Genomic DNA, 25,758 nt, shown 5'->3' on the forward strand with positions numbered 1-25,758 from the left:
TCTCATGGCCCAGTTTTTTATCGACCGCCCCATCTTTGCGTGGGTGATAGCGCTTTTCATCCTGGTGATGGGCGGCGTTGCCATCACGCAACTCCCCATCTCCCAATACCCACCGGTGGCACCTCCGTCCATCGTGATCAATGCGGCCTACCCCGGTGCATCCGCCCAGACGCTGGAGGACAGCGTGCTGTCCGTGATCGAACGGGAAATGAACGGCTCGCCCGGCCTGATCTACATGGAATCGGTGGCGCAAGCCGACGGCTCCGGCAGCATCACGTTGAGCTTCGAGACCGGCACCAACCCCGACCTGGCCCAGGTCGACGTGCAGAACCGCCTGTCGCGCGCCAGCCCGCGCCTGCCCGCTGCGGTGACGCAGCAGGGTGTGCGCGTGGACAAGTCGCGCTCCAACTTCCTGCTGTTCACCATGCTGTCCTCGGACAACCCGGACATCGACCCGATTGCACTGGGCGACTACGCCTCACGCAACGTGGTGCCGGAAATCCAGCGCCTGCCCGGCATTGGCCAGGCCCAGCTGTTCGGTACCGAGCGCGCCATGCGCATCTGGATTGACCCGGCCAAGCTGGCCAGCTTCAACCTGTCGGCCGCCGACGTCAGCGCCGCCATCAAGGCACAGAATGCCCAGGTGTCCTCCGGCGCCATTGGCGACCTGCCCAACATCACGGGCCAGAGCATTGCCGCCACCGTGGTGGTGAATGGCCAGCTCAGCAGCGTGGCGCAGTTCGGCAACATTGCCCTGCGCTCCAATGCCGATGGCTCGGCTGTGCGCCTGAAGGATGTGGCCCGCATCGAACTCGGTGCCCAGGGCTACGCCACCTCGGCACGCCTGAACGGCAAGCCTGCCGTGGGTATCGGCGTGCAGCTGTCCCCCAGCGGCAACGCCATGGCCGCGGCCAAGGCGGTGCGCGAGCGCATGGAGCAGCTGCAGCCCTACTTCCCCACGGGCGTGAAGTGGACCATTCCCTACGACAGTTCGCGCTTCGTGAAGATCTCCATCTCGCAAGTGGCCGAAACACTGGTCGAGGCCGTGGTGCTGGTGTTCCTGGTGATGTTCCTGTTCCTGCAAAACTGGCGCTACACCATCATCCCCACCATCGTGGTGCCCATTGCACTGCTGGGAACCTTTGCCACACTGCTGGCACTGGGCATGTCCATCAACGTGCTGACCATGTTCGGCATGGTGCTGGTGATCGGTATTGTGGTGGACGACGCCATCGTGGTGGTGGAGAACGTCGAGCGCATCATGAGCGAGGAAGGCCTGCCACCACTGCAGGCCACCAAGAAAGCCATGGGCCAGATCTCGGGCGCCATCATCGGGGTGACCGTGGTGCTGGTGGCCGTGTTCGTGCCGCTGGCGTTCTTCTCCGGCTCGGTGGGCAACATCTACCGCCAGTTCTCGGCGGTGATGGTTAGCTCCATCGGCTTCTCGGCCTTCATGGCGCTGTCGCTCACGCCCGCGCTGTGCGCCACGCTGCTCAAACCCGTGGAGGCTGGCCATGCACATGCCAAGACCGGCTTTTTCGGCTGGTTCAACCGCGGCTTCAGCAGTACCGCCAAAGGTTATGAAAGCTTTGTTGGTCGCCTGCTCAAAAAGGCCGGCCGTTACCTGGTGATCTACGCGGCCATCATCGCCGCCGTGGCCGTGGTCTACCTGCGCCTGCCCACGTCCTTCCTGCCCGGCGAAGACCAGGGCAACATCATCGTGAACGTGCAACTGCCCCCAGGCGCCACGCAGCAGCGCACGCTGAGCGTGATGCAGCAGGTGGAAGGCTTCATCCTCAAGCAGCCTGAAGTGCAAAGCATGGTGGGCGTGTTGGGCTTCAGCTTCTCGGGTCAAGGACAAAACGCGGCGCTGGCCTTCGTGACGCTGAAAGACTGGGCAGACCGCCCAGGCCCCGAGCATTCGGCACAGGCGCTGGCAGGCCGTGCGTTTGGCGCGCTCATGGGCATCCGTGATGCGTTCATATTCCCGCTGAGCCCGCCCCCCATCCCGGAACTGGGCAATGCCACGGGCTTCACCTTCCGCCTGCAGGACCGCGGCGGCAAAGGCCACGATGCGCTCATCGACGCACGCAACCAGCTGCTGGGCATGGCGTCCAAGAGCACGGTGCTCACCCAGGTGCGCCCTGACGGCCTGGAAGACGCACCGCAGCTGCAGATTGACATTGACCGTGACAAGGCCAGTGCCCTGGGCGTGAGCTTTGATTCGATCAACAGCACCATCTCCACGGCGCTGGGTTCGGCCTATATCAACGACTTCCCGAACCAGGGCCGCCTGCAACGTGTGGTGGTGCAAGCCGACTCCACCGCCCGCATGCAGCCCGAGGACATCCTGAAGTTCAATGCCAGCAACGCACAGGGCAAGCCCGTGCCACTGTCGGCCTTTGCCAGCACCCGCTGGATCAAGGGCGCCATGCAGACCGTGCGCTACAACGGCTACCCCGCGGTGCGCATCAGCGGCGCTGCAGCGCCTGGTTTCAGCACGGGCGCGGCCATGGCCGAGATGGAGAAACTCGCCGGGCAACTGCCGGCCGGCTTTGGCTTTGAGTGGACGGGCCAGTCTCGCCAGGAAAAACTGGCAGGCTCGCAGGCCACGGTGCTCTATGGCTTCGCCATCCTGGCCGTGTTCCTGTGTCTGGCTGCGCTGTACGAGAGCTGGTCCATTCCGCTGGCGGTGATTCTGGTGGTGCCGCTGGGCGTGCTGGGCGTGCTGCTGGCCACCTTGCTGCGCGGCTATGCCAACGACGTGTACTTCCAGGTGGGTTTGATCACCATCATCGGCCTGTCCGCCAAGAACGCGATTCTGATCATTGAATTTGCCAAGGACCTGCAGGCCCAGGGCAAGGGACTGATCGAATCGGCGTTGGCCGCGGCACACCTGCGCTTCCGCCCCATCGTCATGACCTCCATGGCCTTCATGCTGGGCGTGTTGCCTCTGGCGATTGCCAGCGGCGCGGGCTCGGCCAGCCAGCGTGCCATTGGCACCGGCGTGATGGGTGGCATGGTGGTGGGAACTTTCCTGGCCGTGTTCTTTGTGCCCATCTTCTTTGTGGTGGTGCGCGGCATTTTCAAAGGCAGCGAGCGCCAGCACCAGTTTGACGCCGCCCACGGACACCACATCGGAGTTGAATCCCATGAGTAAGCATTTCTCCCCCAGCCGCCCTGCCCTGCGCCTGGCCACACTGTCTGCCGCACTGTGGCTGGCGGGCTGCAGCTTCATTCCCACCTTCCAGCGCCCTGCGGCGCCGGTGGCGGCGAGCTTCCCGGCCGTGAAGGCCGAGACTGCAGCCGAGGCGTCGGCGCGCACCGCAGCCGACATCGAATGGCAAACCTTCTTTCAGGATGCGCGCCTCAAGCGCCTGATCGAGCTGGCCCTGCAGAACAACCGCGATCTGCGCGTCGCAGTGCTCAACATCGACCAGACCCGCGCCAAGCTGCAGGTGGCCCGTGCCGACGAGCTGCCCACCGTGAACGCGGGCATCAACGGCAGCCGCGGCCCCGCGTCCAACGGCGCGGTGGTGAGCAGCTACACCGCAGGCCTGAGCGTCACCGCGTATGAGCTGGACTTTTTCGGCCGCGTGCGGGCATTGAGCCAGGCCGCCCAGGCCCAGCTGCTGGGCACTGAAGAGGCGCGCAAGACGGTGCAGATCAGCTTGATCGCCTCGGTGGCCAATACCTACCTGAACCTGCTGGCCGATGATGAACTGCTGCGCAGCACGCGCGAGACGCTGAAGACGCGCCAGGACTCCCTGCGCCTGATGCAGCTGAAGTTTGACAACGAAGCCGCCTCCAAGCTGGACCTGAGCAGCTCGCAGTCGCTGCTGGAAGGCGCCAAGGCCTCGCTGGCCCAGCTGACCCGCCAGCGCGCGCAGGACGAGAACGCCTTGGTGCTGCTGATCGGCCAGCCGCTGCCCACGGACCTGCCGGCCGGGCTGGACATGGCGCAGCAAGGCCTGGTGGCTGACCTGCCCGCCGGTGTGCCCTCAGAACTGCTGACCCGCCGCCCCGATGTGCGCCAGGCCGAGCAAAACCTGCTGTCCCTGAACGCCAACATCGGCGCTGCGCGCGCCGCCTTCTTCCCGCGCATCACGCTGACCGCCAGCGCGGGTGTGGCCAGCAACGACCTGGAGCAGCTGTTCAGCAACGGCACGTCGGTCTGGACCTTTGTGCCCCAGCTGCTGGTCCCCATCTTTGATGCGGGCCGCAACAAGGCCAATCTGGAAGCCGCCAAGGTGAACAAGGAAATTGCCGTGGCGCAGTACGAGAAGGCCATCCAGACCGGCTTCAAGGAAGTGGCCGACGCCCTGGCCGGCCGCGCCACGCTGGGCGACCAGCTGCAGGCGCAGACTGCGCAGTTGGAAGCTGAAAAGACCCGCATGGACCTGACTGATCTGCGCTTCAAGAACGGCGCCGCCAACTCGTTTGACGTGCTGGACGCCCAGCGCTCGTTGTTCACCGCGCAGCAGGCGGTGGTGCAAGTGCAGTTGCAGCAACTGCAAAACCTGGTCACCCTGTACAAGGTGCTGGGCGGCGGTTGGACGGAGCCGCCGGCGCAACAGAAAACGGCGCAGCAGTAACCCCCAAAACCGGCGCAAGCGCCGGTTTTTTATTGGGGCGAATTTTGCCAACTAGTCCACATTTCCGAGTGACGATTAGCCCCTTTGGACTATGCGGGCACAGCGCATTGCCCGATAAACTCCTTCGTAACATTTGGCTACATTTTCAAGGTTTTGCACATGCGTCATCCGTGGACTTTCACCATTGCCCTTGGGGCCGCCCTGCTGGGCGCGTCATGGAGTTCCCACGCCGCGTTAACCGCAGATCAGGCGTTGCAGCAGTTCAACCTGGTGGTACTGGGGAATGCGCAGTCGTACTCGCACGTCGATGGTCGGACCTTCGTTGGGGGCAACCTGAGCGGTGGCGACTACGCGCAACACGCCAACCAAGTCCCAGCCTCCAGCTTTGCCGGGCTCACGGTCTTGGGCAACGTCGCTGGAGTCAACGTCAATGGCTTGGGCGCCTATGTGGGCGGCAATCTGTCATCTGCCAATATCAACAGTGGCGCCGCGCGCGTGGCGGGCAACGCCAGCAACACCAACTTCAATGGCGGCGGCCCCACAGCCGTAGGTGGCATCACATCGGGCGTCAACTTCAACAGCGGCCGCCTGACAGGCACCAACGCCACCAGCGCACTTGCAGACGCTGCAGCCAACGCGGCTTCCGTGAATTTCAGCACCCTGTTCAACCAGACCTCCAGTTCTCTGAGCACCTTGGCCAACACCAGCAGCGTGGTGTTCTCCGGCAACAAGGCCACGTTCAACGCAGTGGCCAACCACGGCGTAGCCGTGTTCGACATCACCGCCATTGATGACGCAGTGTTCAGCAAAGGTGAATATGCGTTCAACCTGAATGGCGCAACCACGGTCATCTTCAACAGCGACAACACCAACATCCATATCTCGGCCAACTTCCTGGGCGGCTCCGCCCAGACTTATGGCCAGAACTTCGTCTGGAATTTCTACAACGCTACGGACGTGACCCTGGGCAGCCAGTTCGGCGGCAGCATTCTGGCCACCAAAGCGAAGGTCACCAACTACAACAACATCGAAGGCACACTGGTGGCCAGCAGCCTGGATCAGCGTGGCGAGATCCATCTGCAACCCTTTGCGGGCCACATCCCGATAACGCCCGTGCCAGAGCCAGAAACCTACGCGATGTTGATTGCCGGGCTGGGTCTGTTGGCCGCCAAACGCTACACGCGCCACCGCCGCTAACCTGCTGCATCGGATTTCAGCAAAAGCGGGCGGGCTGAAGAACCCAGAGAAATTTTTGAAGAAATAGGGCGCTAGCCCCCGTGGATATTGCGCGAACAGCTCCTAATTCAGGAGCTGTTTTTTTGGTGCCTGGCCGGCTCAGCCCAGATGGGTATGGCGTTCGGGCTTGGCTTCCGTCTCCATGGAGGCCAGGCCCTGCATGATTCCGCAGGCGTCGACCGCCTGCTCAGAGACGCAGCGCTGCCGAAGCGTGCCCAACTGCTTTTTGAGATGCGTGAGCTCACGGATACGCTCGTTCACATGGGCGATGTGCTGGTCGAATACCGCGTTGATGGCGCCACAGCCTTCTGCGGGTTGGTCCGCCAGATTGAGCAGCGTGTGAATCTCTTCCTGGCTCATGTCGAGTGCGCGGCAGTTGCGGATGAAACGCAGGCGTTCCACGTGTTCAGGCCCATAAACCCGAAAATTCCCCGTCGTGCGCGCCGGCTCGGGCAGCAGGCCGGCCTTCTCGTAATAGCGCACCGTTTCCACCGTGCACTGGGCCACCTGGGCCAATTCACCGATTTTCATGACGGCCTCCAGAAATGTCTTGACTCTATAGTAACTTCAGGTTGTGTAATGGGTGCAACCTCACTGGAAAGCCCCCATGCCTGACGCCCATTCACACGATTCCCATGGCCACGCGCATGACCATGGTCATGACCACTCGCACCCTCACGCGCATGGCGGTGATGCCTGCTGTGGCGCCACGGAATCGCGTACGGTCCAGCCCTTGGCCCCATTGGGTCAGGCAGCCGCGGGCGCGGATGGGGTTCAGACCCCTATACGCATCATGCAAATGGACTGCCCGACCGAAGAAGGCCTGCTGCGCAAGAAGCTGGGCGGCATGCCAGGTGTGACAGGGCTGGAGTTCAACCTGATGCAGCGGGTGCTGACGGTGACCCATGCCCCCAAGGAGATCGAACCGATTCTGGCCGCCGTGCGCGCGCTGGGCTTCACGCCCGAGTTGGCCGGCAGCACCTCGGCGCAGGAGGCCCCCACGCCCGAACCCGCCAAACCCTGGTGGCCTTTGGCGCTGGCCGGGGTCGCGGCCCTGGCCTCGGAGGCGGTGGAGTGGACCGGCTTGCCCACCTGGATGGCGGCGGCGCTGGCGCTGATCGCGGTCTTCACCTGCGGCATCACCACCTATAAAAAAGGCTGGATTGCCATTCGCAACCGCAACCTGAATATCAATGCCTTGATGAGCATCGCGGTGACAGGTGCGCTTCTCTTGGGGCAATGGCCCGAAGCGGCGATGGTGATGGTGCTGTTCACGATTGCAGAACTGATCGAGGCCAAGTCGTTGGACCGGGCGCGCAACGCCATCCGCGGCCTGATGCAGCTCGCGCCCGAACGCGCCACCGTACAGCAGGTAGATGGACGCTGGCAGGATGTTGCCGCCCAATCGGTGGCCGTGGGCATGCGGGTTCGGATCAAGCCCGGCGAACGTATCGCGCTGGATGGCACCGTTGTCAGTGGCCGGTCCACGGTCAACCAAGCCCCCATTACCGGGGAAAGCCTGCCAGTGGAAAAAGCCGAGGGGGACCCAGTGTTTGCCGGCACCATCAACGCGTCCGGCTCCTTCGAATTCAGCGTCACTGCAGCCGCCGACGACAGCACGTTGGCGCGCATCATCCACGCGGTGGAAGAAGCGCAAGGCGCGCGTGCGCCCACACAGCGCTTTGTTGACCAATTTGCGCGCGTCTACACCCCGGTGGTGTTTGCCATTGCCTTGGCAGTGGCCATCTTGCCGCCACTGCTGGTGGGTGGCGATTGGCTCAGCTGGATTTACAAAGCCTTGGTGTTGCTGGTGATTGCCTGCCCGTGTGCCTTGGTCATCTCCACGCCGGTGACCATCGTCAGCGGGCTGGCGGCTGCGGCACGCCAGGGCATTCTGGTGAAAGGCGGCGTCTATCTGGAAGAGGGGCGCAAGCTGAAATGGCTGGCACTCGACAAGACAGGCACCATCACGCACGGCAAGCCCGCGCAGACGGATTTTGTGGTGCTCGGCGGGGTGGAAGCGACGGAAGTGCGCAGTCTGGCGGCGAGCCTGGCGGGTCGCTCGGACCACCCCGTATCCAAAGCACTGACGGAAGCCGCCCGACGCGATGGCGTGGCGTTACGCAGTGTGGAAGCGTTTGAAGCCCTGCCCGGCCGCGGCACCCAAGGCGTCATCGACGGGAAGCTGTTCTATTTGGGCAATCACCGCCTCATCCACGAACAAGGCCGTTGCTCCGATGCGCTGGAAGCCCGTTTGTCAGCCTTGGAAGAACAAGGAAAGACCGTCATATTGCTGGCAGACGAACAGACCGTGCATGCCATGTTTGCGGTGGCCGACACTGTCAAGGAGAGCAGCCAGCAAGCCGTTGCCGAACTGCACGCTCTGGGCATTCAGACGGTCATGCTGACCGGCGACAACGCCCATACGGCCCGAGCCATTGCTGCACAGGTGGGTATCGACGAGGCACGTGGCGACTTGTTGCCCGAAGACAAGCTCAAGGTGATCGAAAGAAAAATCGCTCAGGGTGGCGCCGTGGGCATGGTTGGCGACGGCATCAACGATGCCCCTGCGTTGGCACGCGCAGATATTGGGTTTGCGATGGGCGCTGCGGGCACGGGCACAGCCATTGAAACCGCCGACGTGGCCCTGATGAACGATGACCTGCGCAAGCTGCCCCGGTTTGTACGCCTGTCACGCAGCACCCATGCCCTGCTGGTGCAAAACATGGTGCTGGCCTTGGGCATCAAGGCCGTATTTTTGGCCTTGACACTGGTGGGCACGGGCACCATGTGGATGGCGGTTTTTGCGGACGTCGGAGCCAGCCTGCTGGTGGTCGGCAACGGGTTGCGCCTGCTGCGCAAGTAGCAGGCCGCTTACTCCACCCGTGCAATGCCCGTGGGCTTGAAGCCCAGATCCGCCGCCTTGCCCTTGCGACCGCGTGCGGCGCGCGCATTGTTCAGACTGCGGATTTCCAGCGTCTCGTCGCGCTCCTTGCCACCGCGGCCAATGCCGTCAATGCGGATGCTGCGCGTGTAGGCCGCGGCACCGGCCAAGGTGTCCTTGGCTTCCAGGTCGATCAGCATCAGGCCGCGGCCGCCCTTCTCCATGGTCTTGAGTTCCGTGATCTCAAATGTGAGGATGCGGCCCAGCGTGGATGCGCAGGCCACATGGGTGGCGGGTGCCACCACCGCGGCAGCGGTACCCGCCACGGTGACCTTGCCTTGCGCACCGGCCACCAAGGATGGTGCGCACAGGGTTTCGCCCTCACCCACGCCCACAAAGGCCTTGCCGGCCTTCTGGCGCGAAACCATGTTGTCCACACTGGCGATGAAGCCGTAGCCACCTGAGCTGGACAACAGCAGCGTAGCCGCAGCGGGTCCGGCAAAGTAATGCAGGATTTGCGTGCCGCTTTCCAGTTCGATGAGCGTGGTGACGGGCTGGCCGTCACCACGGCCGCCCGGCAGCAGCGACACGGCCACCGAGTAGATACGCCCGTTGGAACCAAACACCAGGAGCGTATCGACACTGCGGCATTCAAACGTGCCGTAGAGGCCGTCACCGGCCTTGAACGCGAAGGTGGAGGCCTCATGGCCATGGCCCGTGCGTGCACGTACCCAGCCTTTTTCAGACACCACAACCGTGACGGGCTCGTCCACCACCTTGACTTCGGCCACGGCCTTTTTCTCGGCCTGGATGAGGGTGCGGCGTGCGTCGGCAAACACCTTGACGTCGGCCTCTATCTCTTTCACCATGAGGCGGCGCAGTGCCGCAGGACTGCCCAGAATTTCTTCCAGCTTGCCTTGTTCGGTACGCAACTCGGACAGCTCCTGCTCGATCTTGATGGCTTCGAGCCGCGCGAGTTGGCGCAGGCGGATTTCCAGGATGTCTTCGGCCTGACGGTCACTGAGTTTGAAGCGCTCAATCAATGCGGCCTTGGGCTCGTCCGACTGGCGAATGATGGCAATCACTTCGTCAATGTTCAGCAGAACGGTCTGGCGGCCTTCCAAAATATGGATGCGGTCCAGTACCTTGCCCAAGCGGTGGCGACTGCGCTTCTCGATGGTGGTCTGGCGGAAGCTGATCCATTCGTTGAGCATCTGGCGCAGCGACTTCTGCGTCGGCTTGCCATCCAGCCCCACCATGGTGAGGTTGATGGGCGAAGAAGTTTCCAGGCTGGTGTGCGCCAGGAGCGCGGTGATCAACTCCTGCTGTTCGATGCGGCTGGTCTTGGGCTCGAACACCAGGCGCACCATGGCGTCCTTGTTCGATTCGTCGCGCACTACGTCGAGCACGCTGAGGATGCTGGCTTTCAGCTGCGTTTGCTCCTGGCTCAGCGCCTTCTTGCCGGCCTTGACCTTGGGGTTGGTCAGCTCTTCGATTTCTTCCAGCACGCGCTGGCTGCTCACACCGGGCGGCAGCTCGGTCACCACCAGTTGCCACTGGCCACGGGCCAGGTCTTCAATCTTCCAGCGCGCACGCACCTTGAGTGAACCGCGACCGGTGCGGTAGGCATCGGCAATATCTTGCGCCGGGCTGATGATCTGGCCGCCACCAGGGAAATCGGGGCCGGGGATCAGCGTGTACAGATCGGCATCCGACAACGCGGGAGTCTTGATCAACGCCACACAGGCATCGGCAATCTCGCGCAGGTTGTGGCTGGGAATTTCGGTGGCCAGGCCGACTGCGATGCCGCTGGCGCCGTTGAGCAAGCTGAACGGCAGACGCGCGGGCAGCTGACAAGGCTCTTCAGTCGAACCGTCGTAGTTGGGCTGGAAGTCCACGGTGCCCTGGTCGATTTCTTCGAGCAGCAGCGTGGTGATCTTGGCCAGGCGCGCCTCGGTGTAACGCATAGCTGCGGCGCCGTCACCATCACGGCTGCCGAAATTACCTTGGCCATCGACCAGCGGGTAGCGCTGCGAAAAATCCTGTGCCATGCGTACCAGCGCGTCGTAGGCGGACTGGTCGCCGTGGGGGTGGAAGCGGCCCAGCACATCGCCTACCACGCGCGCGCTTTTGACCGGCTTGGCACCGGCGTTGCCATTGGCACCGCCAAAACCCAAGCCCATGCGCGACATGCTGTACAGAATGCGGCGCTGCACGGGCTTCAAGCCATCGCACACATCGGGCAACGCGCGGCCCTTGACCACAGAGAGTGCGTATTCGAGGTAGGCGCGCTGGGCGTAGGTGGCCAGGTTCAGTTCGCTGTCATCGCCGGGGGCGGCGGGTTCGGGGATCAGATCAAGCGTGGTTTGGTCAGTCATGTTTCGTCAGTCAGCTATTCGGGTATCGGACGCGGGCAGGCGCTGCAGAGGCGCCACCATGTTGCCGCGGCCAACGGCGCCGCCCAGGGCGACACCCTGTGCGCCGGGCGATTTCAAAATATAGGGATCACGGGCGCCGGCCAGTACATAGCCTTCGCCGTAGGTGGCTTTCACGCGGCCACCGGGTGTCTTACTCACCTGGGCCACGGGCAGGGGTTTGAGCGCGGTGTACAGCTCGCCCACGGTGGCCACGTAGTTCTGGGTTTCCTTGAAGTTGGGCACCTTGTTGCCCGCGCGCTGAACCGCGCCTTCGCCGGCGTTGTACGAAGCCAGCGCCAGATCCAGCTTGCCGGGGAACATGTCGATCAGCAGCCGCAGGTAACGCGCGCCCAGGTTGATATTGGTCTTGGGGTCGGTCAGCTTGGACTCCACCGAGCGCCGGCGGTCGCCATCCACGCCAAAGCGGCGCGCAGTGTCCGGCATCACCTGCATGAGACCCACGGCGCCCTTGGGCGACACGGCGTCGGCGTCAAAGCCGGATTCGGTGGCCACCAGGGCCTGCAGCAGCTCGTAGTCGACACGGTAGCGCGCCGCCGCGTCCTTGAGCAGTGGCTGGATCTTGCGGTAGCGCGGGGACGATTCAAAAAAATCGGCCAGCTTGGGGTTGAGCCCGGGTGCGGCGGGGGCCGCAGGCTCGGCCACACCGGGCACAGCAGGCTGGACGGGCGCCCGATAAAACAGGCTGTAGCGGGCGTCCATTTGCTCGGCAGCAAAGTGGCTGTGTCCCTGCTCATCCACCCATACCCACACGTCTGCCTGGGCATAAAATGAGGCCATAGCCCCCATCAACAGTGCGCAAGCAGCTATTCTTTTCATAGCAATCAGACGTCGATCTCCACCGAATCGCCATGCAGCTCCATGAGCTCACGCCGTGCTGCAGCCTCGCCCTTGCCCATGAGCTTGGTAATCAACGACTCCGTGGCGCCAAAGTCGATGGCGCCCAGCGTCACTGGCAGCAGACGGCGGGTATCGGGGTTGAGCGTGGTGTCCCACAGCTGCTCGGCGTTCATCTCACCCAGGCCCTTGAAGCGGCTGATGCTCCATGCGCCCTCGCGCACCCCTTCCTTGCGCAACTTGTCCAAGATGGCGGTGAGTTCACCTTCGTCCAGCGCATAGGCCTTGCTCGCGGGCTTTTTGCCGCGCGCCGGCGCGTCCACACGGAACAGCGGCGGGCGTGCCACGAACACATGACCCGTCTCGATGAGCTTGGGGAAATGGCGGAAGAACAGGGTCAGCAGCAGCACCTGGATGTGCGAGCCGTCGACGTCCGCATCGGACAGGATGCAGACCTTGCCGTAGCGCAGGCCGCTCAGGTCCGGTGTGTCGTTGGGGCCATGCGGGTCGACGCCAATAGCGACCGAGATGTCGTGGATTTCAGTATTCGCAAACAGGCGGTCGCGGTCCACCTCCCAAGTGTTGAGCACCTTGCCGCGCAGGGGCAGGATGGCCTGGTTTTCCTTGTCGCGCCCCATCTTGGCGCTGCCGCCGGCGGAGTCACCCTCGACCAGAAACACTTCGTTGTAGGCAATGTCGCGGCTCTCACAGTCGGTGAGCTTGCCGGGCAACACGGCCACGCCGCTGCTCTTGCGCTTCTCGACCTTCTGGCCGGCCTTTTGCCGGGTCTGTGCGGCCTTGATGGCCAGTTCTGCCAGCTTTTTACCGTAGTCCACGTGCTGGTTCAGCCACAGCTCCAGCGTGGGGCGGACAAAGCTGCTGACCAGACGCACCGCATCGCGCGAGTTCAGACGCTCCTTGATCTGCCCCTGGAATTGCGGGTCCAGCACTTTGGCGGATAGCACATAGCTGGCACGGGCGAACACGTCTTCAGGCATGAGCTTCACACCCTTGGGCAAGAGGCTGTGCAGCTCGATAAAGCCCTTGACCGCGGTGAACAGGCCGTCGCGCAGGCCGCTTTCGTGCGTGCCACCGGCGCTGGTGGGGATCAGGTTGACGTAGCTTTCGCGCACCGGGTTGCCTTCTTCAGTGAAGGCCACGCACCAGCTGGCGCCCTCGCCTTCGGCAAAGTTGTCGCTCTGGCTGTCGGCAAAGCCCTCGCCGTCAAACAGCGGAATGACCGGGTCGCCATTCAGGGTCTGCATCAAATAGTCTTTGAGGCCACCCTTGTAGAGCCAGTTCTGGCTTTCCTTGGTTTTCTCGTTCACCAGCGTAACGCTGACGCCGGGCATGAGTACCGCCTTGCTGCGCAGCAGGTGGGTGAGCTCGCCCATGGGCAGTGCAGCGGACTCGAAGTATTTGGCGTCCGGCCAGACGCGCACCGAGGTGCCCTGCTTGCGGTCACCGGCGGCCTGCGCACGGGCCTGCAAGGGCTCAATCACGTCCCCGCCTGAAAACGCCAGCGCGGCCACCTTGCCCTCACGGTAAGTGCTCACCTGCAGGCGCTTGGCCAGCGCATTCGTCACCGACACACCCACGCCGTGCAGACCGCCCGAGAAGCTGTAAGCACCGCCCGAGCCCTTGTCGAACTTGCCACCTGCGTGCAGCCGGGTGTAGACCAGTTCGATCACGGGCGCCTTTTCTTCGGGGTGCATGCCAAACGGGATGCCGCGACCATCGTCATCAATGCTCACCGAGCCATCGGCGTGCAGGGTCACGGCAATCTTCTTGCCGTAGCCGGCCAGCGCCTCATCGGCCGCGTTGTCCAGCACTTCCTGAATGATGTGCAGGGGGTTGTCGGTGCGGGTGTACATGCCCGGGCGCTGCTTGACGGGCTCCAGGCCCTTGAGCACACGGATCGACGCTTCGGAATATTCGGGGGTAGGTTTCACAGCCATAGCGGCGCATTGTAGTGGTGGCAAAAGAAACAACTGTATGGACATACAGAAATTCGCTACCTATCCACCCATCGGCCTGTCGCCCGGGCTCCAGCGCAGGGCTGGCAAACGGGCTACATTTGCAGGATGACTGCCCCCCGCCCATCGCTCTCTATCGCGCAGGTTCTGGCCTGCGGTGCCACCATCGTCACCCTGTCCATGGGCATCCGCCATGGCTTCGGGCTGTGGCTGCAGCCCATCACCCAAGCCCAGGGCTGGACCCGCGAAACTTTTGCCTTCGCCATCGCCATTCAGAACCTGACTTGGGGCGTAGCCGGCATCTTTGCCGGTATGGCAGCCGACCGGTTTGGCGCGTTCCGGGTGATTGTGGTGGGCTCGGTCTTGTATGCGCTGGGGTTGGTGGGCATGGCCCACGCCAACAGCCCGCTGCTGTTCACCCTGGCCAGCGGCCTGCTGATTGGCACGGCCCAGGCCGGCACCACCTATGCGGTGATTTACGGGGTGATCGGGCGCAATGTGTCACTGGAAAAGCGCTCGTGGGCCATGGGTGTGGCCGCAGCGGCGGGCTCCTTCGGGCAGTTTTTGATGGTGCCGACCGAGGGATTTCTGATCAGTAACCTGGGCTGGCAAGAGGCCCTGGTGGTGCTGGGCACGGCGGCGCTCTTGATGATTCCGCTGGCCTGGGGCCTGCGGGAGCCCGGTTTTGGCGGTGCTACGGCACCCAAACGCGAACAATCCATCGCGCAAGCCCTGCGCGAGGCCTTCAAGTACCCCAGCTTCCAATTGCTGATGGCGGGCTACTTTGTTTGCGGCTTTCAGGTGGTGTTCATTGGCGTGCACATGCCCAGCTATCTGAAGGACAAGGGCTTGTCGCCCCAGGTAGCCAGCTACGCGCTGGCGCTGATTGGCCTGTTCAATGTGTTTGGCACTTACGCCGCGGGGGTGTTGGGGCAGAAAATGCCCAAGAAGAACATCCTCGCCTTTATCTACTTCGCGCGGGCCATTGCGATTAGCCTGTTCCTGATTGCCCCGCTGTCCCCCACCAGCGTGTATGTGTTCTCCGCTGTCATGGGCACGCTGTGGCTGTCCACGGTGCCGCCGACCAATGCCACCGTGGCGCAGATCTTTGGCGTGGCCCATTTGTCGATGCTGGGCGGTTTTGTGTTCTTCAGCCACCAGATCGGTTCTTTCATGGGCGTCTGGCTGGGTGGTTTCCTGTACGACAAGACCGGCAGCTACGACATCGTCTGGTACATCGCCATTGCGCTGGGCGTGCTGGCTGCGCTGGTGAATTTGCCCGTGCGTGAAGCGCCTATCCAGCGCACCGCGCTGGCCCACTGACATGGGCAAGCGACAGCGCTTGGCTATCTGGAGCGCCACGGCAATGGCGTTGCTGGGCGTGTTTTACCTCTATACCCAACCGGACTTTCTGGTCCAACTGGCCAACCAGGTGTGGGCCTGCTTTTAATGGATAGCACATGACCGATCGCCTGAACACCACCATCATCACCGGCGCCTCCGACGGCATAGGCGCCGAAATGGCGCGCCAGCTGGCCCGCCAACACGGTGCCAAGGCGGCGCTGGTGCTGGCAGCGCGCAATGCCGAGCTGCTCCATGCGGTAGCAGCCCAATGCACCGCGCTAAGCGCCCAGGTGCTGGTAGTGCCGACCGATGTGTCGGTAGAGCCCCAGTGTCGCGCCCTGGTGGCCCAGACGGTGCAGCGATTTGGCCGGGTGGACGCGCTGATCAACAACGCGGGCATCTCGGCGCAGGCTTTGTTCAGTGATGTGAAGGCAGAAGACTTGGCCTGGTACGAGCAGCTCATGCGCATCAACCTCTGGGGCAGCGTGTGGTGCACCCACGCCGCCCTACCCCACCTCAAGGCCAGCAGGGGCCACATCGTGGCCGTGTCGTCACTGGCCGGGCTAGTGGGCGTGCCCGGGCGCACGGCCTACAGCGCGTCCAAATTCGCCATGGCCGGCTTCTTTGAAGCGCTGCGCACCGAGCTGCGCGGTGCAGGTGTGAGCGTAACCACGGCTTACCCCGGCGTGGTGCTCACCAACATCCGCAGCCGCGGGCTCAACGCGGCGGGCCAGGCTGCCGGCTCCAGCGGCTTGAAAGAAGACAATGCCATGACGGTGGAGGAATGCGCGCGGCTGATTCTGGACGGCATGGCCCGCCGGGAACGCGAGGTGGTGATGACCACCAAGGGCAAGCTGGGCCGCTTCATCAAGCTGCTGCTTCCCGGCGTGGTGGAAAAGATGGCGCTGGCCGCGCTCAAAAACCACGTCAAGCCGCAATGAGTGCATCCCCCTGGGTGCAGCGCTGGAGCCATCTGCTGACACCGGATGCCACCGTGCTGGACGTGGCCTGCGGCTCGGGCCGGCACCTGCAATGGTTTGCCGCACGTGGCCATGCGGTCACCGGTGTGGACCAGGACACTACGACGGCCGCACAACAGGTCCCCGGCGCCACGCTGGTCACGGCCGATATTGAAGCCGGCCCCTGGCCGCTCACGGAGGCCGACGTACCCCGCCAGTTTGGTGCCGTGGTCGTCACCAACTACCTGTGGCGCCCGCTATTCCCCACGCTGGTGGCCAGCGTGGGGCCCGGCGGTGTGTTGCTGTACGAAACCTTTGCCGCCGGCAATGAAACCGTGGGGCGGCCCAGCCGGCCTGACTTCCTGCTGCAACCCGGCGAATTGCTCAGCGCCTGCGCGGGTTTGCAGGTCATGGCCTATGAAAACGGGTTTCTGGACCACCCGCCACGTTTCGTGCAGCGTATCGCCGCCTTACACAGCTTTACCCCCGATACATCCGGGGCTCTGCCGGGCCGCTACACACTCTAGTTAAAATGCCTGTTTACCGAACAATCCACTCGACATGAACGCTTCTAAAGGTCCGATCCGGGGCAGCATCGTAGCCCTCATTACCCCGATGCTCGACGATGGCTCCGTGGACTACCCCGCGCTGCGCAAGCTGATCGACTGGCACATTGCCGAAGGCACCGACTGCATTGGCGTGGTTGGCACCACGGGCGAGTCCCCCACCGTCAGCGTGGAAGAGCATTGCGAGATCATCCGCGTGTCTGTGGAACAGGCAGCGGGCCGCGTACCCATCATGGCCGGCTGCGGCGGCAACTCCACCCGTGAAGCCATTGCCCTGGCCAAGTTCGCCAAGGGCGTGGGCGCCGACTGCCAGCTGCAGGTCGTGCCCTATTACAACAAGCCCACGCAAGAAGGCCAGTTCCAGCATTTCAAGGCGATTGCCGAAGCCACAGGCGATCTACCCATTGTTCTGTACAACGTGCCAGGCCGCTCGGTTGCCGATATGGCCCACGACACCGTGCTGCGTCTGGCCGAAGTGCCTGGCATCATCGGTATTAAGGAAGCTACCGGCAATATCGAACGCGCGCAGTGGCTGATCAAGGAAGCTCCCAAGCACTTCTCGATCTACTCCGGCGATGACCCCACCGCGGTGGCCCTGATGCTGTGCGGTGGCCACGGCAACGTGAGCGTGACAGCGAATGTGGCGCCGCGCCTCATGCATGAGCTGTGTGTGGCCGCCATTGCCGGCAATGTGGCGCGCGCCATGGAAATTCAGCTGCAACTGCTGCCCCTGCACAAGGCATTGTTTGTCGAATCCAACCCCATCCCCGTGAAGTGGGCCGTGGCCCGCATGGGACACTCCAAGCAGGCCTTGCGCCTGCCTTTGACCCAGCTCACGGCGGCCAACCAGCCTATCGTCGAGAAGGTGCTCAAAGCCGCCGGACTGATTTAAGTCTCCCCTACCGTTCTAGGACATCCGTGAATTCCACTTCCAAAGTTTTTCTGCTGGCTGCGGCCGTCGCGCTGGGGGGCTGCTCGGCCCTGGAATCCGACAAGGTTGATTACCGCAGCACAGCCAAAGCCCCGTCGCTGGACATTCCACCGGACCTGACCCAGCTGTCCAAGGACACGCGCTACACCGTGGTGGGGGGAGCTGTATCGGCCTCTGGCTACCAAGCCAACCTGGCTGCTGCCAGCAAGGCACCCATTGCGGCGCTGGCTTTGGGCGATGTTCGGATTGAGCGTGACGGCAATCAGCGTTGGCTGGTCGTCAACCGTCCTGCAGAAAAACTGTGGGAACCAGTGAAAGACTTTTGGCAAGAAAACGGTTTCCTGTTGGCCATGGACCAGAGCAACTTGGGCATCATGGAAACAGATTGGGCAGAGAACCGCGCCAAGATCCCGCAAGACCTGATTCGCTCCACGCTGGGCAAATTGCTCGACTCTCTCTACTCCACCGGCGAACGCGACAAATTCCGCACCCGTATTGAACGAGATGCCAATGGCAATAGCGAGATTTTTATCAGCCATCGCGGCATGCAAGAGGTTTACACCAACACAGGCGTCACCGCTACAGGTGAGAAGCAGACGATGTGGCAACCGCGCCCAGCCGACCCGGAACTGGAAGCGGAGTTTCTGCGTCGGCTCATGGTCAAACTCGGCATGACGCCAGAACAAGCAAAAACCCAAGTCGCGGCCAGCGCAGCCAAACCCAGCGCTACCGTGAGTACGGTGAATGGGCAACCCGCAGTCTTGCTGGAAGAAGGTTTTGACCGAGCTTGGCGTCGGGTGGGTCTGGCACTGGACCGCACCGGTTTCACCGTCGAGGACCGGGACCGCAAACAGGGCATCTACTTTGTCCGCTACGTGGCGACCACTTCAGAAAATTCGGAACCCGGGTTCTTCAGCAAGCTGTTCAGTGGCTCCAGCAAAGCAGCTCCTCCCGTGAAATACCAGATCGCTGTGCGCAGCCAGGGCGAACGTTCCACCGTGAATGTGCTGGATGCTGCGGGAGCACCGGAAACCTCTGCGATTGCACAACGCATCGTCAAAGTGATTACGGACGACATCAAATAATCCTGTCTACCTGTGTTGCCTCGGCAATGCAGGGACGAAAAAAAACCACCTTGCGGTGGTTTTTTTTCGTCTGCAAGCAATTATTGCTTGGCTGGCTCGGAAGCAGCAGCTGCGGGAGCAGCAGCAGGAGCTTCAGTAGCGGGTGCAGCAGCTGCGGGAGCAGCAGCAGGGGCTTCAGCAGCGGCAGGAGCAGCAGCGGGAGCTTCTTCTTTCTTACCGCAAGCAGCCAGGGCAGCGGCAGCGATCACGGCTGCCAAAACGAGAGATTTGTTCATTTTTAAAAACTAAGTGAGTTAACGAAACAATTTCCGGAAATTGTCTAACCAGCAAGCCGGCCAGCCCTGACAAAAAGCGTTCGATTTCTTTTCACCAGAGCTTTCGATTATACAAGACCCAAATTGGTGCCTGCGGGTAAACCCTCTTGCCCCATTCAGAGGCCCAAAATAGTCGCCGGAAAACCCGGCGAACTCTGCCTCCGGCACTCTTCCAGCTCCTCGCGCAACAGCACCCGGCGCTGCGGTTCTGTGCCCGCAACGCCAACGCTGCGGGTGACGTCGAGCCGACGCATGGCCCATGCAGGACTCCACAATGCACTGGGAAATTCGCTGGCATCCAGATGCCTGCAAACCCGGCACTCCACCAGGTGGTCCCAGAGTCCACGCCACTGCACAAACCGGTGCTGGTTGCGCTGGACCGTGTCGTAACTGCGTGCAAGCAAGACCAAACGGCCACCTTGGCGGGACCACGCGTGCAAAGACTCCACCACGGCCTTTTCCCGCAGCGGCCAATCGTCAAAATCGGCATCACTCCAAACCATGGTGAGCCATCCATCTTGCGCGGCTCGCGCCAAAGCATTGCGCACGACCTGCGCGAATTCCGTAGGTCCGGAGAAGGGGCCTTCCAACAGCGGTGCCGCGGCGTCAGTCATCGGGATGCAACCAACCTGAAGCGCACCAGTCTTCCAGCAGTGCACGTGCGCCCGCACTCAGCCGTTTCACCTGCGCCGACCCCAGGCCTCGGGTGTCGGCAAGCTCCTGCATCAGCCGGGCATCCTTGCCACCGGCATTGAAACTTTCGCCATTGATGAACACATGGTCCGCGTCGTAGAGCATGCGGGTCTTGCGGTCCAGGCGCACAGCGCCATGCGCTTCGGACTCGCCACCATCGAACCAAACGTTGGCTTTGGGTTCGCTGAGATACTCGCCCAACGCACGGGCCACGGCCTTGGGGTCTCCTAGCGCTGCATGCAAGGCGTCTTGGGCAAACTCCAGCAGCGAGGAAGGCATGGCGCCGCTACTGGTTACCGCAGCCTGTTTGGGGTCGCGGTACAGGCTGGGAGCGACTTCATCCATGGCCTGCTCGGCCAGTCGTTGCAAGATCTCCTGCGCCAACTCGGCCCGGTCTGGTGAGCGAAATCCGATGGAGTAGGTCATGCACTCGCCGTCCGCAATACCATCGTGTGCGTATTTGGGCGGCAGGTAGAGCATGTCACCCGGCTCCAGCACAAACTCCTCTTCGGGCTCAAAGTTCGCCAGAATTTTGAGCGGCATATCGGATTGCAGGCTCAGGTCTTTTTGGCGGCCAATCCGCCAGCGCCGGCGGCCGTGGGCCTGCAGCAAGAAGACATCGTAGCTGTCGAAGTGCGGTCCGACGCCGCCGCCTTCGGTGGCGTAGCTGATCATCAAGTCATCCAGCCGCGCATCCGGCACAAAGCGGAACTGGTTGATCAGGGCATGCATGCGTTCGTCGTGCAAATCAACACCCTGCACCAACAAGGTCCACCCGGCTTGCTTGAATGGTGGCAATGCCTTGCGGGCAAATGGCCCATGTTTGAAGCGCCATTGCGCACCAGCCTTGGCCGAGGCTTGAACCACCAGACGGGACTCCACGTCCTCCTGTGCCGCAAGGTCCAGCAGCTCCGAGCGGTCCAGCACGGGCGCAAAGCCAGGGATCGCTTGGCGAATCACCAAAGGCTTCTTCTGCCAATGGCGTTGCATAAAGGTGTGTGGCGACAAACCGCCCAGAAGTTGCAAGGGTTCTTGGATGTTCATGGGACAATTCTGCATGGAAATTACTCAACAATGCGTCGTTGCCCTGACCTGGACGCTGAAAGACACCTTGGGCGAAGAACTGGACGTTTTGGACGAGCCAGTGGATTTTTTGCTGGGCGGCAACGACCTCTTGCCCCCCATCGAAGCGGCACTGCAAGGCCATGGAGCAGGCGACACACTGGACCTGCAGATTGAGCCCGAACAGGCTTTTGGCGATTTCAACGACCAGTTGCTGTTTCTGGAGCCACGCGCCCTGTTCCCCGCGGAACTGGAAGAAGGCCTGACCATGGAAGGCCATGCCCTGCCCCCTGGCTGCAACCCCAACGCCCCCAAGGACGCGCTCTACACCATCACCGATATTTACCCTGAGCACGTAGTGCTGGACGGCAACCACCCGTTGGCGGGCATTGCCATCCGCATCAGCCTCAAGGTGGAATCGGTACGCGAAGCGACCGAGGAAGAAATTGGACGCGGTACCGCTGGCACCGGCTTCTTCCGCATCCAGCCCGTGCACGCCTCTGCACCCGGCAGCGATACGCTGCACTGAAGCAGCGGGTTTCGCTACGGCTCAGGCCTTGCCTGTAGAGCCGTAGCCGCCCTCCCCGCGCTGGGAAGCGGGGAATTCGCTCACCACATTGAACTGCGCCTGCACCACTGGCACGATCATGAGCTGCGCAATGCGCTCCATGGGCTGGATGGTGAATTCCACAGCGCTGCGGTTCCAGGCGCTCACCATGAGCTGGCCCTGGTAGTCGCTGTCAATCAGGCCCACCAGATTGCCCAGCACAATGCCGTGCTTGTGGCCCAGGCCCGAGCGCGGCAGGATGAGTGCGGCATAGGCCGGGTCTTCCAGGTAAATCGCCATGCCCGTAGGCACCAGTTGCCAGGCATTGGGCGCCAGCGTCAGCGGCGCGTCCAGGCAAGCCCGCAAGTCCAGCCCCGCGCTGCCCGGTGTGGCATAGGTGGGCAGGTTGTCGTGCAGGCGGCTGTCGAGGATCTTGACGTCAATTTTCATGGTTTGGGTTCAGTGGGTGGCACGCTGGCGCTTGGCAATCTCGGCAACGAGTTGCCGGGCCAAAGCCAGTTTGGAGTTGTGGGGAAGTTCTTGCGCACCCTGGGCATCGACCAACAGCAGCGCGTTGTCGTCTTGCCCGAAGGTGGCGGGCCCGATGTTACCGACCAGCAGCGGCACGCCCTTGCGTGCGCGCTTGGCTGTGGCGTGCGCCAGCAGGTCGTGACTCTCTGCGGCAAAGCCTACGCAGAACAGTGCACCACTGGTCGCGCGCGGGGAATGGGCAATTTCAGACAGGATGTCTACGTTTTCGACAAAGCTCAGCACGGGCGTGCTGCCGGAGCCGTCTTTCTTGATCTTCTGGTCCGACGTCTGGGCCGGGCGCCAATCGGCCACGGCGGCAGTAGCTACAAAAACAGTAGCAAGCTTCGTAGATTCCACGAGGGCTGTATGCATATTTTTTGCAGACTTCACATCGACACGCTGCACGCCACGCGGTGTGGGCTGCGCTACCGGCCCCGCCACCAGCGTCACGTCAGCACCCGCCTCGCGTGCCGCACGGGCAATGGCAAAACCCATCTTGCCGCTGGACAGATTGGTGATGCCGCGCACGGGATCAATGGCCTCGAAAGTGGGCCCCGCCGATACCACCACGCGCTGCCCCGCCAGCACCTTGGGCTGGAAGAAGGCAATCACGTCTTCGAGTAGTTCCTGCGGCTCCAGCATGCGACCATCACCCGTCTCGCCACAGGCTTGGAAGCCGCTGCCCACGCCCAGCAACGTCGCGCCATCGGCCTGCAGTTGTGCTAGGTTGCGCTGTGTGGCGGGGTGTGCCCACATCTCGCGGTTCATGGCGGGCGCAATCAACAAAGGCACAGAATCGATGGGACGCGCCAGGCACATGAGGCTGAGCAAATCGTCCGCGCGGCCGTGCAACAGCTTGGCCATGAAATCAGCACTGCATGGCGCGATCAAGATGGCATCGGCCTCGCGGCTCAGGTTGATGTGGGGCATGTTGTTGCGCTCACGCGCATCCCACTGTGAATCAAACACCGGACGATTGCTCAAAGCCTGCATGGTCACGGGTGTGATGAATTGCGCGGCCGCATCGGTCATCACTACCTGCACTGTGGCGCCCTGCTTGATCAACGCACGGCAGAGTTCGGCCGCCTTGTAGCAAGCGATGCCGCCGGTAAGCCCCAGAACAATGTGTTTGCCCGATAAATCCATGGTGTGCCTCTAGAGCCGAGGACCGCAATGTAGCAGACGCCTATAATCTCGCTTTACCACCTCATCGAACCCATAGGTTCGCCCCTGACATGACCAAATTTGTCTTCGTCACCGGCGGTGTGGTGTCTTCCCTTGGCAAGGGAATCGCCTCAGCCTCCTTAGCTGCGATTCTGGAATCGCGGGGCCTGACAGTCACCCTCATCAAGCTTGACCCCTACCTCAACGTAGACCCCGGCACCATGTCGCCCCTGCAGCACGGCGAGGTGTTTGTGACCGACGACGGCGCAGAAACCGACCTGGACCTGGGCCACTACGAGCGTTTCATCGAAACGCGCATGCGCAAGACCAACAACTTCACCACCGGCCAGATCTACAAGAGCGTGCTGGACAAGGAACGCCGTGGCGACTACCTGGGCAAGACCGTGCAGGTCATCCCCCACGTCACCAACGAAATCCAGGAGTTTGTGAAACGCGGCGCGCGTTTTGGCGAGCCTGATGCGGTAGATGTGGCGATTGTGGAAATCGGTGGCACCGTGGGTGACATCGAATCCCTGCCCTTCCTCGAAGCCGTGCGCCAGATGAGCCTCAAGCTCGGCCCCAACAACAGCGCCTTTGTGCACCTGAGCTACCTGCCCTGGATTGCGGCTGCCGGCGAATTGAAGACCAAGCCCACCCAGCACACGGCCAAGCAACTGCGCGAGATCGGCATACAGGCCGACGCCCTGCTGTGCCGCGCGGACCGCCCGATTCCTGACGAAGAGCGCGCCAAGATTTCGTTGTTCTCCAACGTGCCCGAGTGGGGTGTGATCTCCATGTGGGACGTGGACACGATTTACAAAGTGCCACGCATGCTGCACGAGCAGGGCCTGGATGGCCTGATCTGCGACAAGCTGCGCCTGAACACGCCACCCGCCAACCTGAAACGCTGGGACGATTTGGTCTATGAAACCGAACACCCCCAAGGCGAAGTCACCATCGCCATGGTCGGCAAGTACGTGGATCTGACAGACAGTTACAAATCCGTCAACGAGGCCCTGCGTCACGCCGGCATGAAGAACCATGTGCGCGTGAAGATCGAGCACGTGGACTCGGAAACCATCGACACCGCCAGCGTGAACCAGCTGGCCAAGTACGACGCCATCCTGGTGCCCGGCGGCTTCGGCAAGCGCGGCATTGAAGGCAAGATCAGCACGGCCCGCTTCGCCCGTGAAAACAAGGTGCCCTACCTGGGCATCTGCCTGGGCATGCAGGTCGCCACCATCGAGTTCGCCCGCCACGTGGCCGGCCTCAAGGAAGCCAACAGCACCGAATTTGAACCCGACAGCCCCAACCCGGTCATCGCCTTGATCACCGAATGGAAAGACGCCGACGGCACCATCAAGACGCGCAATGAGAACTCCGACCTGGGCGGCACCATGCGCCTGGGTGCACAAAGTTCCGATGTGGCCAAGGGCACGCTGGCCCACAAAATCTACGGCAACGTGGTGACCGAACGCCATCGCCACCGGTACGAGGCCAACGTCAACTACCTGGACCAACTGCGCCAGGCGGGCTTGGTGATCTCTGCGCTTACGCAGCGTGAGCAGCTCACCGAAATCGTGGAGTTGCCGCAAGCCGTGCACCCCTGGTTTGTGGGCGTGCAGTTCCACCCTGAATTCAAGTCCACCCCCTGGAATGGTCACCCCCTGTTCAATGCCTTCATCAAGGCGGCGGTGGACCATCAGCTGGATGGCAAGAACCTGAAAGCGGTTGCCTGATGAAACTGTGCGGATTTGACGTTGGTCTGGAGCATCGCTTCTTCCTGATCGCGGGCACCTGCTCCATCGAAGGGCTGGAAATGTCCATCGATGTGGCGGGCCAATTGAAGGAAGCCTGCACCGCACTGAACATTCCCCTGATCTACAAGGGCTCGTTCGACAAGGCCAACCGTTCCTCCGGCACCAGCAAGCGTGGTGTCGGCTTGGACGCCGGCCTGAAGATTCTGGACGAAGTGCGCCGCCAGCTGCAATTGCCCATCCTGACCGATGTGCATGACGAGTCCCATATCGCCGAAGTTGCCAGTGTGGTGGACGTATTGCAGACACCCGCCTTTCTATGCCGCCAGACCGATTTCATCCGCGCGGTGGCCCAGTCTGGCAAGCCGGTGAACATCAAGAAGGGCCAGTTCCTCGCGCCCTGGGACATGAAGAACGTGGTGGACAAGGCCCGTGCCGCCGCTGAGGAAGTGGGGCTCTCGCCCGACCGCTTCCTGGCCTGCGAACGCGGCGTGAGCTTTGGCTACAACAACCTCGTGGCCGACATGACCAGCCTGGCCGAGATGCGCAAGTCGGGCGCACCCGTGGTGTTCGACGTGACGCACTCGGTACAAAAGCCCGGTGGCCTGGGCGGCACCAGCGGTGGCGCACGCGAGATGGTGCCCGTGCTGGCCCGTGCCGGTGTGGCCGCTGGCGTTGCCGGGCTTTTCATGGAAACCCATCCTCGCCCTGCTGAAGCCTGGTCCGACGGTCCCAATGCGGTGCCACTGCGCCACATGAAGGCCTTGCTGGAAACCCTGGTTGCGTTAGATTCCGTAACCAAAAAAACCTCGTTCCTGGAGAACAGCTTCGAGTAGTCGCGA

Annotated in this window: 22 protein-coding genes; 13 read left to right on the forward strand and 9 right to left on the reverse strand. The window is 62.5% G+C overall.

Features of this window, described 5'->3' with window-relative positions; translation table 11 throughout:
* Positions 1-4: 4 nt before the first annotated feature.
* The 3 genes from AC07OE_RS06910 (at position 5) to AC07OE_RS06920 (ending at position 5,792) form a co-directional block, all read left to right on the forward strand.
* The gene (locus tag AC07OE_RS06910; protein ID WP_495069825.1) at positions 5-3,160 is read left to right on the forward strand and encodes an efflux RND transporter permease subunit; all 3,156 of its coding nucleotides are present in this window, start codon (positions 5-7) and stop codon (positions 3,158-3,160) included.
* A complete protein-coding gene (locus tag AC07OE_RS06915; protein ID WP_495069826.1) occupies positions 3,153-4,595 on the forward strand; it encodes an efflux transporter outer membrane subunit in 1,443 nt (480 codons plus the stop codon). The genes AC07OE_RS06910 and AC07OE_RS06915 overlap by 8 nt, the downstream gene beginning before the upstream one ends.
* Before the next feature lie 159 nt (positions 4,596-4,754).
* Entirely contained in the window at positions 4,755-5,792 is a 1,038-nt protein-coding gene (locus AC07OE_RS06920) for a choice-of-anchor A family protein (protein WP_495069827.1), read from the forward strand.
* A 138-nt stretch (positions 5,793-5,930) separates the two neighbouring features.
* On the opposite strand, the gene cadR is transcribed toward AC07OE_RS06920, so the two are convergent.
* Positions 5,931-6,362, reverse strand: coding sequence for a Cd(II)/Pb(II)-responsive transcriptional regulator (cadR, locus tag AC07OE_RS06925; protein ID WP_495069828.1), 432 nt, complete (start codon positions 6,360-6,362; stop codon positions 5,931-5,933).
* 76 nt (positions 6,363-6,438) lie between these two features.
* Between cadR and AC07OE_RS06930 the strand changes: the two genes are divergently transcribed.
* Entirely contained in the window at positions 6,439-8,697 is a 2,259-nt protein-coding gene (locus AC07OE_RS06930; protein ID WP_495069829.1) for a heavy metal translocating P-type ATPase, read from the forward strand.
* 8 nt (positions 8,698-8,705) lie between these two features.
* On the opposite strand, the gene parC is transcribed toward AC07OE_RS06930, so the two are convergent.
* The 3 genes from parC to AC07OE_RS06945 are packed head-to-tail and all read right to left on the reverse strand — an operon-like array spanning position 8,706 to position 13,945.
* Positions 8,706-11,093, reverse strand: a complete 2,388-nt coding sequence (parC, locus tag AC07OE_RS06935; RefSeq protein WP_495069830.1) for a DNA topoisomerase IV subunit A — start codon at positions 11,091-11,093, stop codon at positions 8,706-8,708.
* Positions 11,094-11,099: 6 nt separating this feature from the next.
* Positions 11,100-11,930 carry a lytic transglycosylase domain-containing protein gene (locus AC07OE_RS06940; RefSeq protein ID WP_495069831.1) on the reverse strand — a complete coding sequence of 277 codons (831 nt, stop codon included), beginning with the start codon at positions 11,928-11,930 and terminating at the stop codon, positions 11,100-11,102.
* A 44-nt stretch (positions 11,931-11,974) separates the two neighbouring features.
* Positions 11,975-13,945, reverse strand: a complete 1,971-nt coding sequence (locus AC07OE_RS06945; protein WP_495069832.1) for a DNA topoisomerase IV subunit B — start codon at positions 13,943-13,945, stop codon at positions 11,975-11,977.
* Positions 13,946-14,071: 126 nt separating this feature from the next.
* Here AC07OE_RS06945 and AC07OE_RS06950 point away from each other — a divergent pair, with 126 nt between their 5' ends.
* Genes AC07OE_RS06950 through bamC form a run of 6 tightly spaced genes read left to right on the forward strand, consistent with a single transcriptional unit; the run spans position 14,072 to position 18,848 of the window.
* Complete coding sequence (locus AC07OE_RS06950; RefSeq protein WP_495069833.1) at positions 14,072-15,286, forward strand: MFS transporter; 1,215 nt, start codon at positions 14,072-14,074, stop codon at positions 15,284-15,286.
* Between the two features lies 1 nt (position 15,287).
* On the forward strand, positions 15,288-15,413 hold the full coding sequence (locus AC07OE_RS06955) for a hypothetical protein (protein WP_495069834.1): 126 nt from the start codon (positions 15,288-15,290) through the stop codon (positions 15,411-15,413).
* Positions 15,414-15,435: 22 nt separating this feature from the next.
* On the forward strand, positions 15,436-16,248 hold the full coding sequence (locus AC07OE_RS06960) for an SDR family oxidoreductase (protein ID WP_495070082.1): 813 nt from the start codon (positions 15,436-15,438) through the stop codon (positions 16,246-16,248).
* Positions 16,245-16,793 (forward strand): class I SAM-dependent methyltransferase, encoded by a 549-nt coding sequence (locus AC07OE_RS06965; protein WP_495069835.1) that lies wholly within the window; start codon positions 16,245-16,247, stop codon positions 16,791-16,793. The genes AC07OE_RS06960 and AC07OE_RS06965 overlap by 4 nt, the downstream gene beginning before the upstream one ends.
* 34 nt (positions 16,794-16,827) lie before the next feature.
* Positions 16,828-17,724 carry a 4-hydroxy-tetrahydrodipicolinate synthase gene (gene dapA, locus AC07OE_RS06970; protein ID WP_495069836.1) on the forward strand — a complete coding sequence of 299 codons (897 nt, stop codon included), beginning with the start codon at positions 16,828-16,830 and terminating at the stop codon, positions 17,722-17,724.
* Between the two features lie 26 nt (positions 17,725-17,750).
* Positions 17,751-18,848 (forward strand): NlpB/DapX family lipoprotein, encoded by a 1,098-nt coding sequence (gene bamC / locus AC07OE_RS06975; RefSeq protein ID WP_495069837.1) that lies wholly within the window; start codon positions 17,751-17,753, stop codon positions 18,846-18,848.
* Between the two features lie 80 nt (positions 18,849-18,928).
* Here bamC and AC07OE_RS06980 read toward each other — a convergent pair whose 3' ends face one another.
* The 3 genes from AC07OE_RS06980 to AC07OE_RS06990 form a co-directional block, all read right to left on the reverse strand.
* A complete protein-coding gene (locus tag AC07OE_RS06980) occupies positions 18,929-19,123 on the reverse strand; it encodes a hypothetical protein (protein WP_495069838.1) in 195 nt (64 codons plus the stop codon).
* A 155-nt stretch (positions 19,124-19,278) separates the two neighbouring features.
* Positions 19,279-19,776, reverse strand: coding sequence for a hypothetical protein (locus tag AC07OE_RS06985; protein ID WP_495069839.1), 498 nt, complete (start codon positions 19,774-19,776; stop codon positions 19,279-19,281).
* Positions 19,769-20,899 (reverse strand): JmjC domain-containing protein, encoded by a 1,131-nt coding sequence (locus AC07OE_RS06990; RefSeq protein ID WP_495069840.1) that lies wholly within the window; start codon positions 20,897-20,899, stop codon positions 19,769-19,771. The genes AC07OE_RS06985 and AC07OE_RS06990 overlap by 8 nt, the downstream gene beginning before the upstream one ends.
* 13 nt (positions 20,900-20,912) lie before the next feature.
* Here AC07OE_RS06990 and AC07OE_RS06995 point away from each other — a divergent pair, with 13 nt between their 5' ends.
* Positions 20,913-21,446 carry an FKBP-type peptidyl-prolyl cis-trans isomerase gene (locus AC07OE_RS06995; protein WP_495069841.1) on the forward strand — a complete coding sequence of 178 codons (534 nt, stop codon included), beginning with the start codon at positions 20,913-20,915 and terminating at the stop codon, positions 21,444-21,446.
* Positions 21,447-21,467: 21 nt separating this feature from the next.
* Here the strand turns inward: AC07OE_RS06995 and dut are convergent, their stop codons facing one another.
* Both dut and coaBC read right to left on the reverse strand, forming a co-directional pair.
* Positions 21,468-21,914, reverse strand: a complete 447-nt coding sequence (gene dut, locus AC07OE_RS07000) for a dUTP diphosphatase (RefSeq protein ID WP_495069842.1) — start codon at positions 21,912-21,914, stop codon at positions 21,468-21,470.
* A 9-nt stretch (positions 21,915-21,923) separates the two neighbouring features.
* Positions 21,924-23,141: a bifunctional phosphopantothenoylcysteine decarboxylase/phosphopantothenate--cysteine ligase CoaBC gene (coaBC, locus tag AC07OE_RS07005; protein ID WP_495069843.1), complete on the reverse strand. Its 1,218-nt coding sequence runs from the start codon at positions 23,139-23,141 to the stop codon at positions 21,924-21,926.
* Between the two features lie 89 nt (positions 23,142-23,230).
* On the opposite strand from coaBC, the gene pyrG reads away from it, so the two are divergent.
* Together pyrG and kdsA are read left to right on the forward strand one after the other, a co-directional pair.
* Positions 23,231-24,898, forward strand: a complete 1,668-nt coding sequence (pyrG, locus tag AC07OE_RS07010; protein ID WP_495069844.1) for a CTP synthase — start codon at positions 23,231-23,233, stop codon at positions 24,896-24,898.
* Positions 24,898-25,752: a 3-deoxy-8-phosphooctulonate synthase gene (kdsA, locus tag AC07OE_RS07015; protein WP_495069845.1), complete on the forward strand. Its 855-nt coding sequence runs from the start codon at positions 24,898-24,900 to the stop codon at positions 25,750-25,752. The genes pyrG and kdsA overlap by 1 nt, the downstream gene beginning before the upstream one ends.
* Positions 25,753-25,758 lie beyond the last annotated feature (6 nt).

It is taken from the genome of Rhodoferax sp. GW821-FHT09E07, from assembly GCF_059416145.1.

Coding starts and splice junctions, on each gene's coding strand:
- AC07OE_RS06930 (WP_495069829.1), top strand. CDS start 6,439: ATGCCTGACGCCCATTCACACGATTCCCATGGCCACGCGCATGACCAT.
- AC07OE_RS06990 (WP_495069840.1), bottom strand. CDS start 20,899: ATGAACATCCAAGAACCCTTGCAACTTCTGGGCGGTTTGTCGCCACAC.
- AC07OE_RS06950 (WP_495069833.1), top strand. CDS start 14,072: ATGACTGCCCCCCGCCCATCGCTCTCTATCGCGCAGGTTCTGGCCTGC.
- AC07OE_RS06940 (WP_495069831.1), bottom strand. CDS start 11,930: ATGGCCTCATTTTATGCCCAGGCAGACGTGTGGGTATGGGTGGATGAG.
- cadR (WP_495069828.1), bottom strand. CDS start 6,362: ATGAAAATCGGTGAATTGGCCCAGGTGGCCCAGTGCACGGTGGAAACG.
- dapA (WP_495069836.1), top strand. CDS start 16,828: ATGAACGCTTCTAAAGGTCCGATCCGGGGCAGCATCGTAGCCCTCATT.
- AC07OE_RS06985 (WP_495069839.1), bottom strand. CDS start 19,776: ATGACTGACGCCGCGGCACCGCTGTTGGAAGGCCCCTTCTCCGGACCT.
- AC07OE_RS06980 (WP_495069838.1), bottom strand. CDS start 19,123: ATGAACAAATCTCTCGTTTTGGCAGCCGTGATCGCTGCCGCTGCCCTG.
- pyrG (WP_495069844.1), top strand. CDS start 23,231: ATGACCAAATTTGTCTTCGTCACCGGCGGTGTGGTGTCTTCCCTTGGC.
- AC07OE_RS06945 (WP_495069832.1), bottom strand. CDS start 13,945: ATGGCTGTGAAACCTACCCCCGAATATTCCGAAGCGTCGATCCGTGTG.
- dut (WP_495069842.1), bottom strand. CDS start 21,914: ATGAAAATTGACGTCAAGATCCTCGACAGCCGCCTGCACGACAACCTG.
- coaBC (WP_495069843.1), bottom strand. CDS start 23,141: ATGGATTTATCGGGCAAACACATTGTTCTGGGGCTTACCGGCGGCATC.
- AC07OE_RS06995 (WP_495069841.1), top strand. CDS start 20,913: ATGGAAATTACTCAACAATGCGTCGTTGCCCTGACCTGGACGCTGAAA.
- kdsA (WP_495069845.1), top strand. CDS start 24,898: ATGAAACTGTGCGGATTTGACGTTGGTCTGGAGCATCGCTTCTTCCTG.
- AC07OE_RS06910 (WP_495069825.1), top strand. CDS start 5: ATGGCCCAGTTTTTTATCGACCGCCCCATCTTTGCGTGGGTGATAGCG.
- parC (WP_495069830.1), bottom strand. CDS start 11,093: ATGACTGACCAAACCACGCTTGATCTGATCCCCGAACCCGCCGCCCCC.
- AC07OE_RS06965 (WP_495069835.1), top strand. CDS start 16,245: ATGAGTGCATCCCCCTGGGTGCAGCGCTGGAGCCATCTGCTGACACCG.
- AC07OE_RS06915 (WP_495069826.1), top strand. CDS start 3,153: ATGAGTAAGCATTTCTCCCCCAGCCGCCCTGCCCTGCGCCTGGCCACA.
- AC07OE_RS06955 (WP_495069834.1), top strand. CDS start 15,288: ATGGGCAAGCGACAGCGCTTGGCTATCTGGAGCGCCACGGCAATGGCG.
- AC07OE_RS06920 (WP_495069827.1), top strand. CDS start 4,755: ATGCGTCATCCGTGGACTTTCACCATTGCCCTTGGGGCCGCCCTGCTG.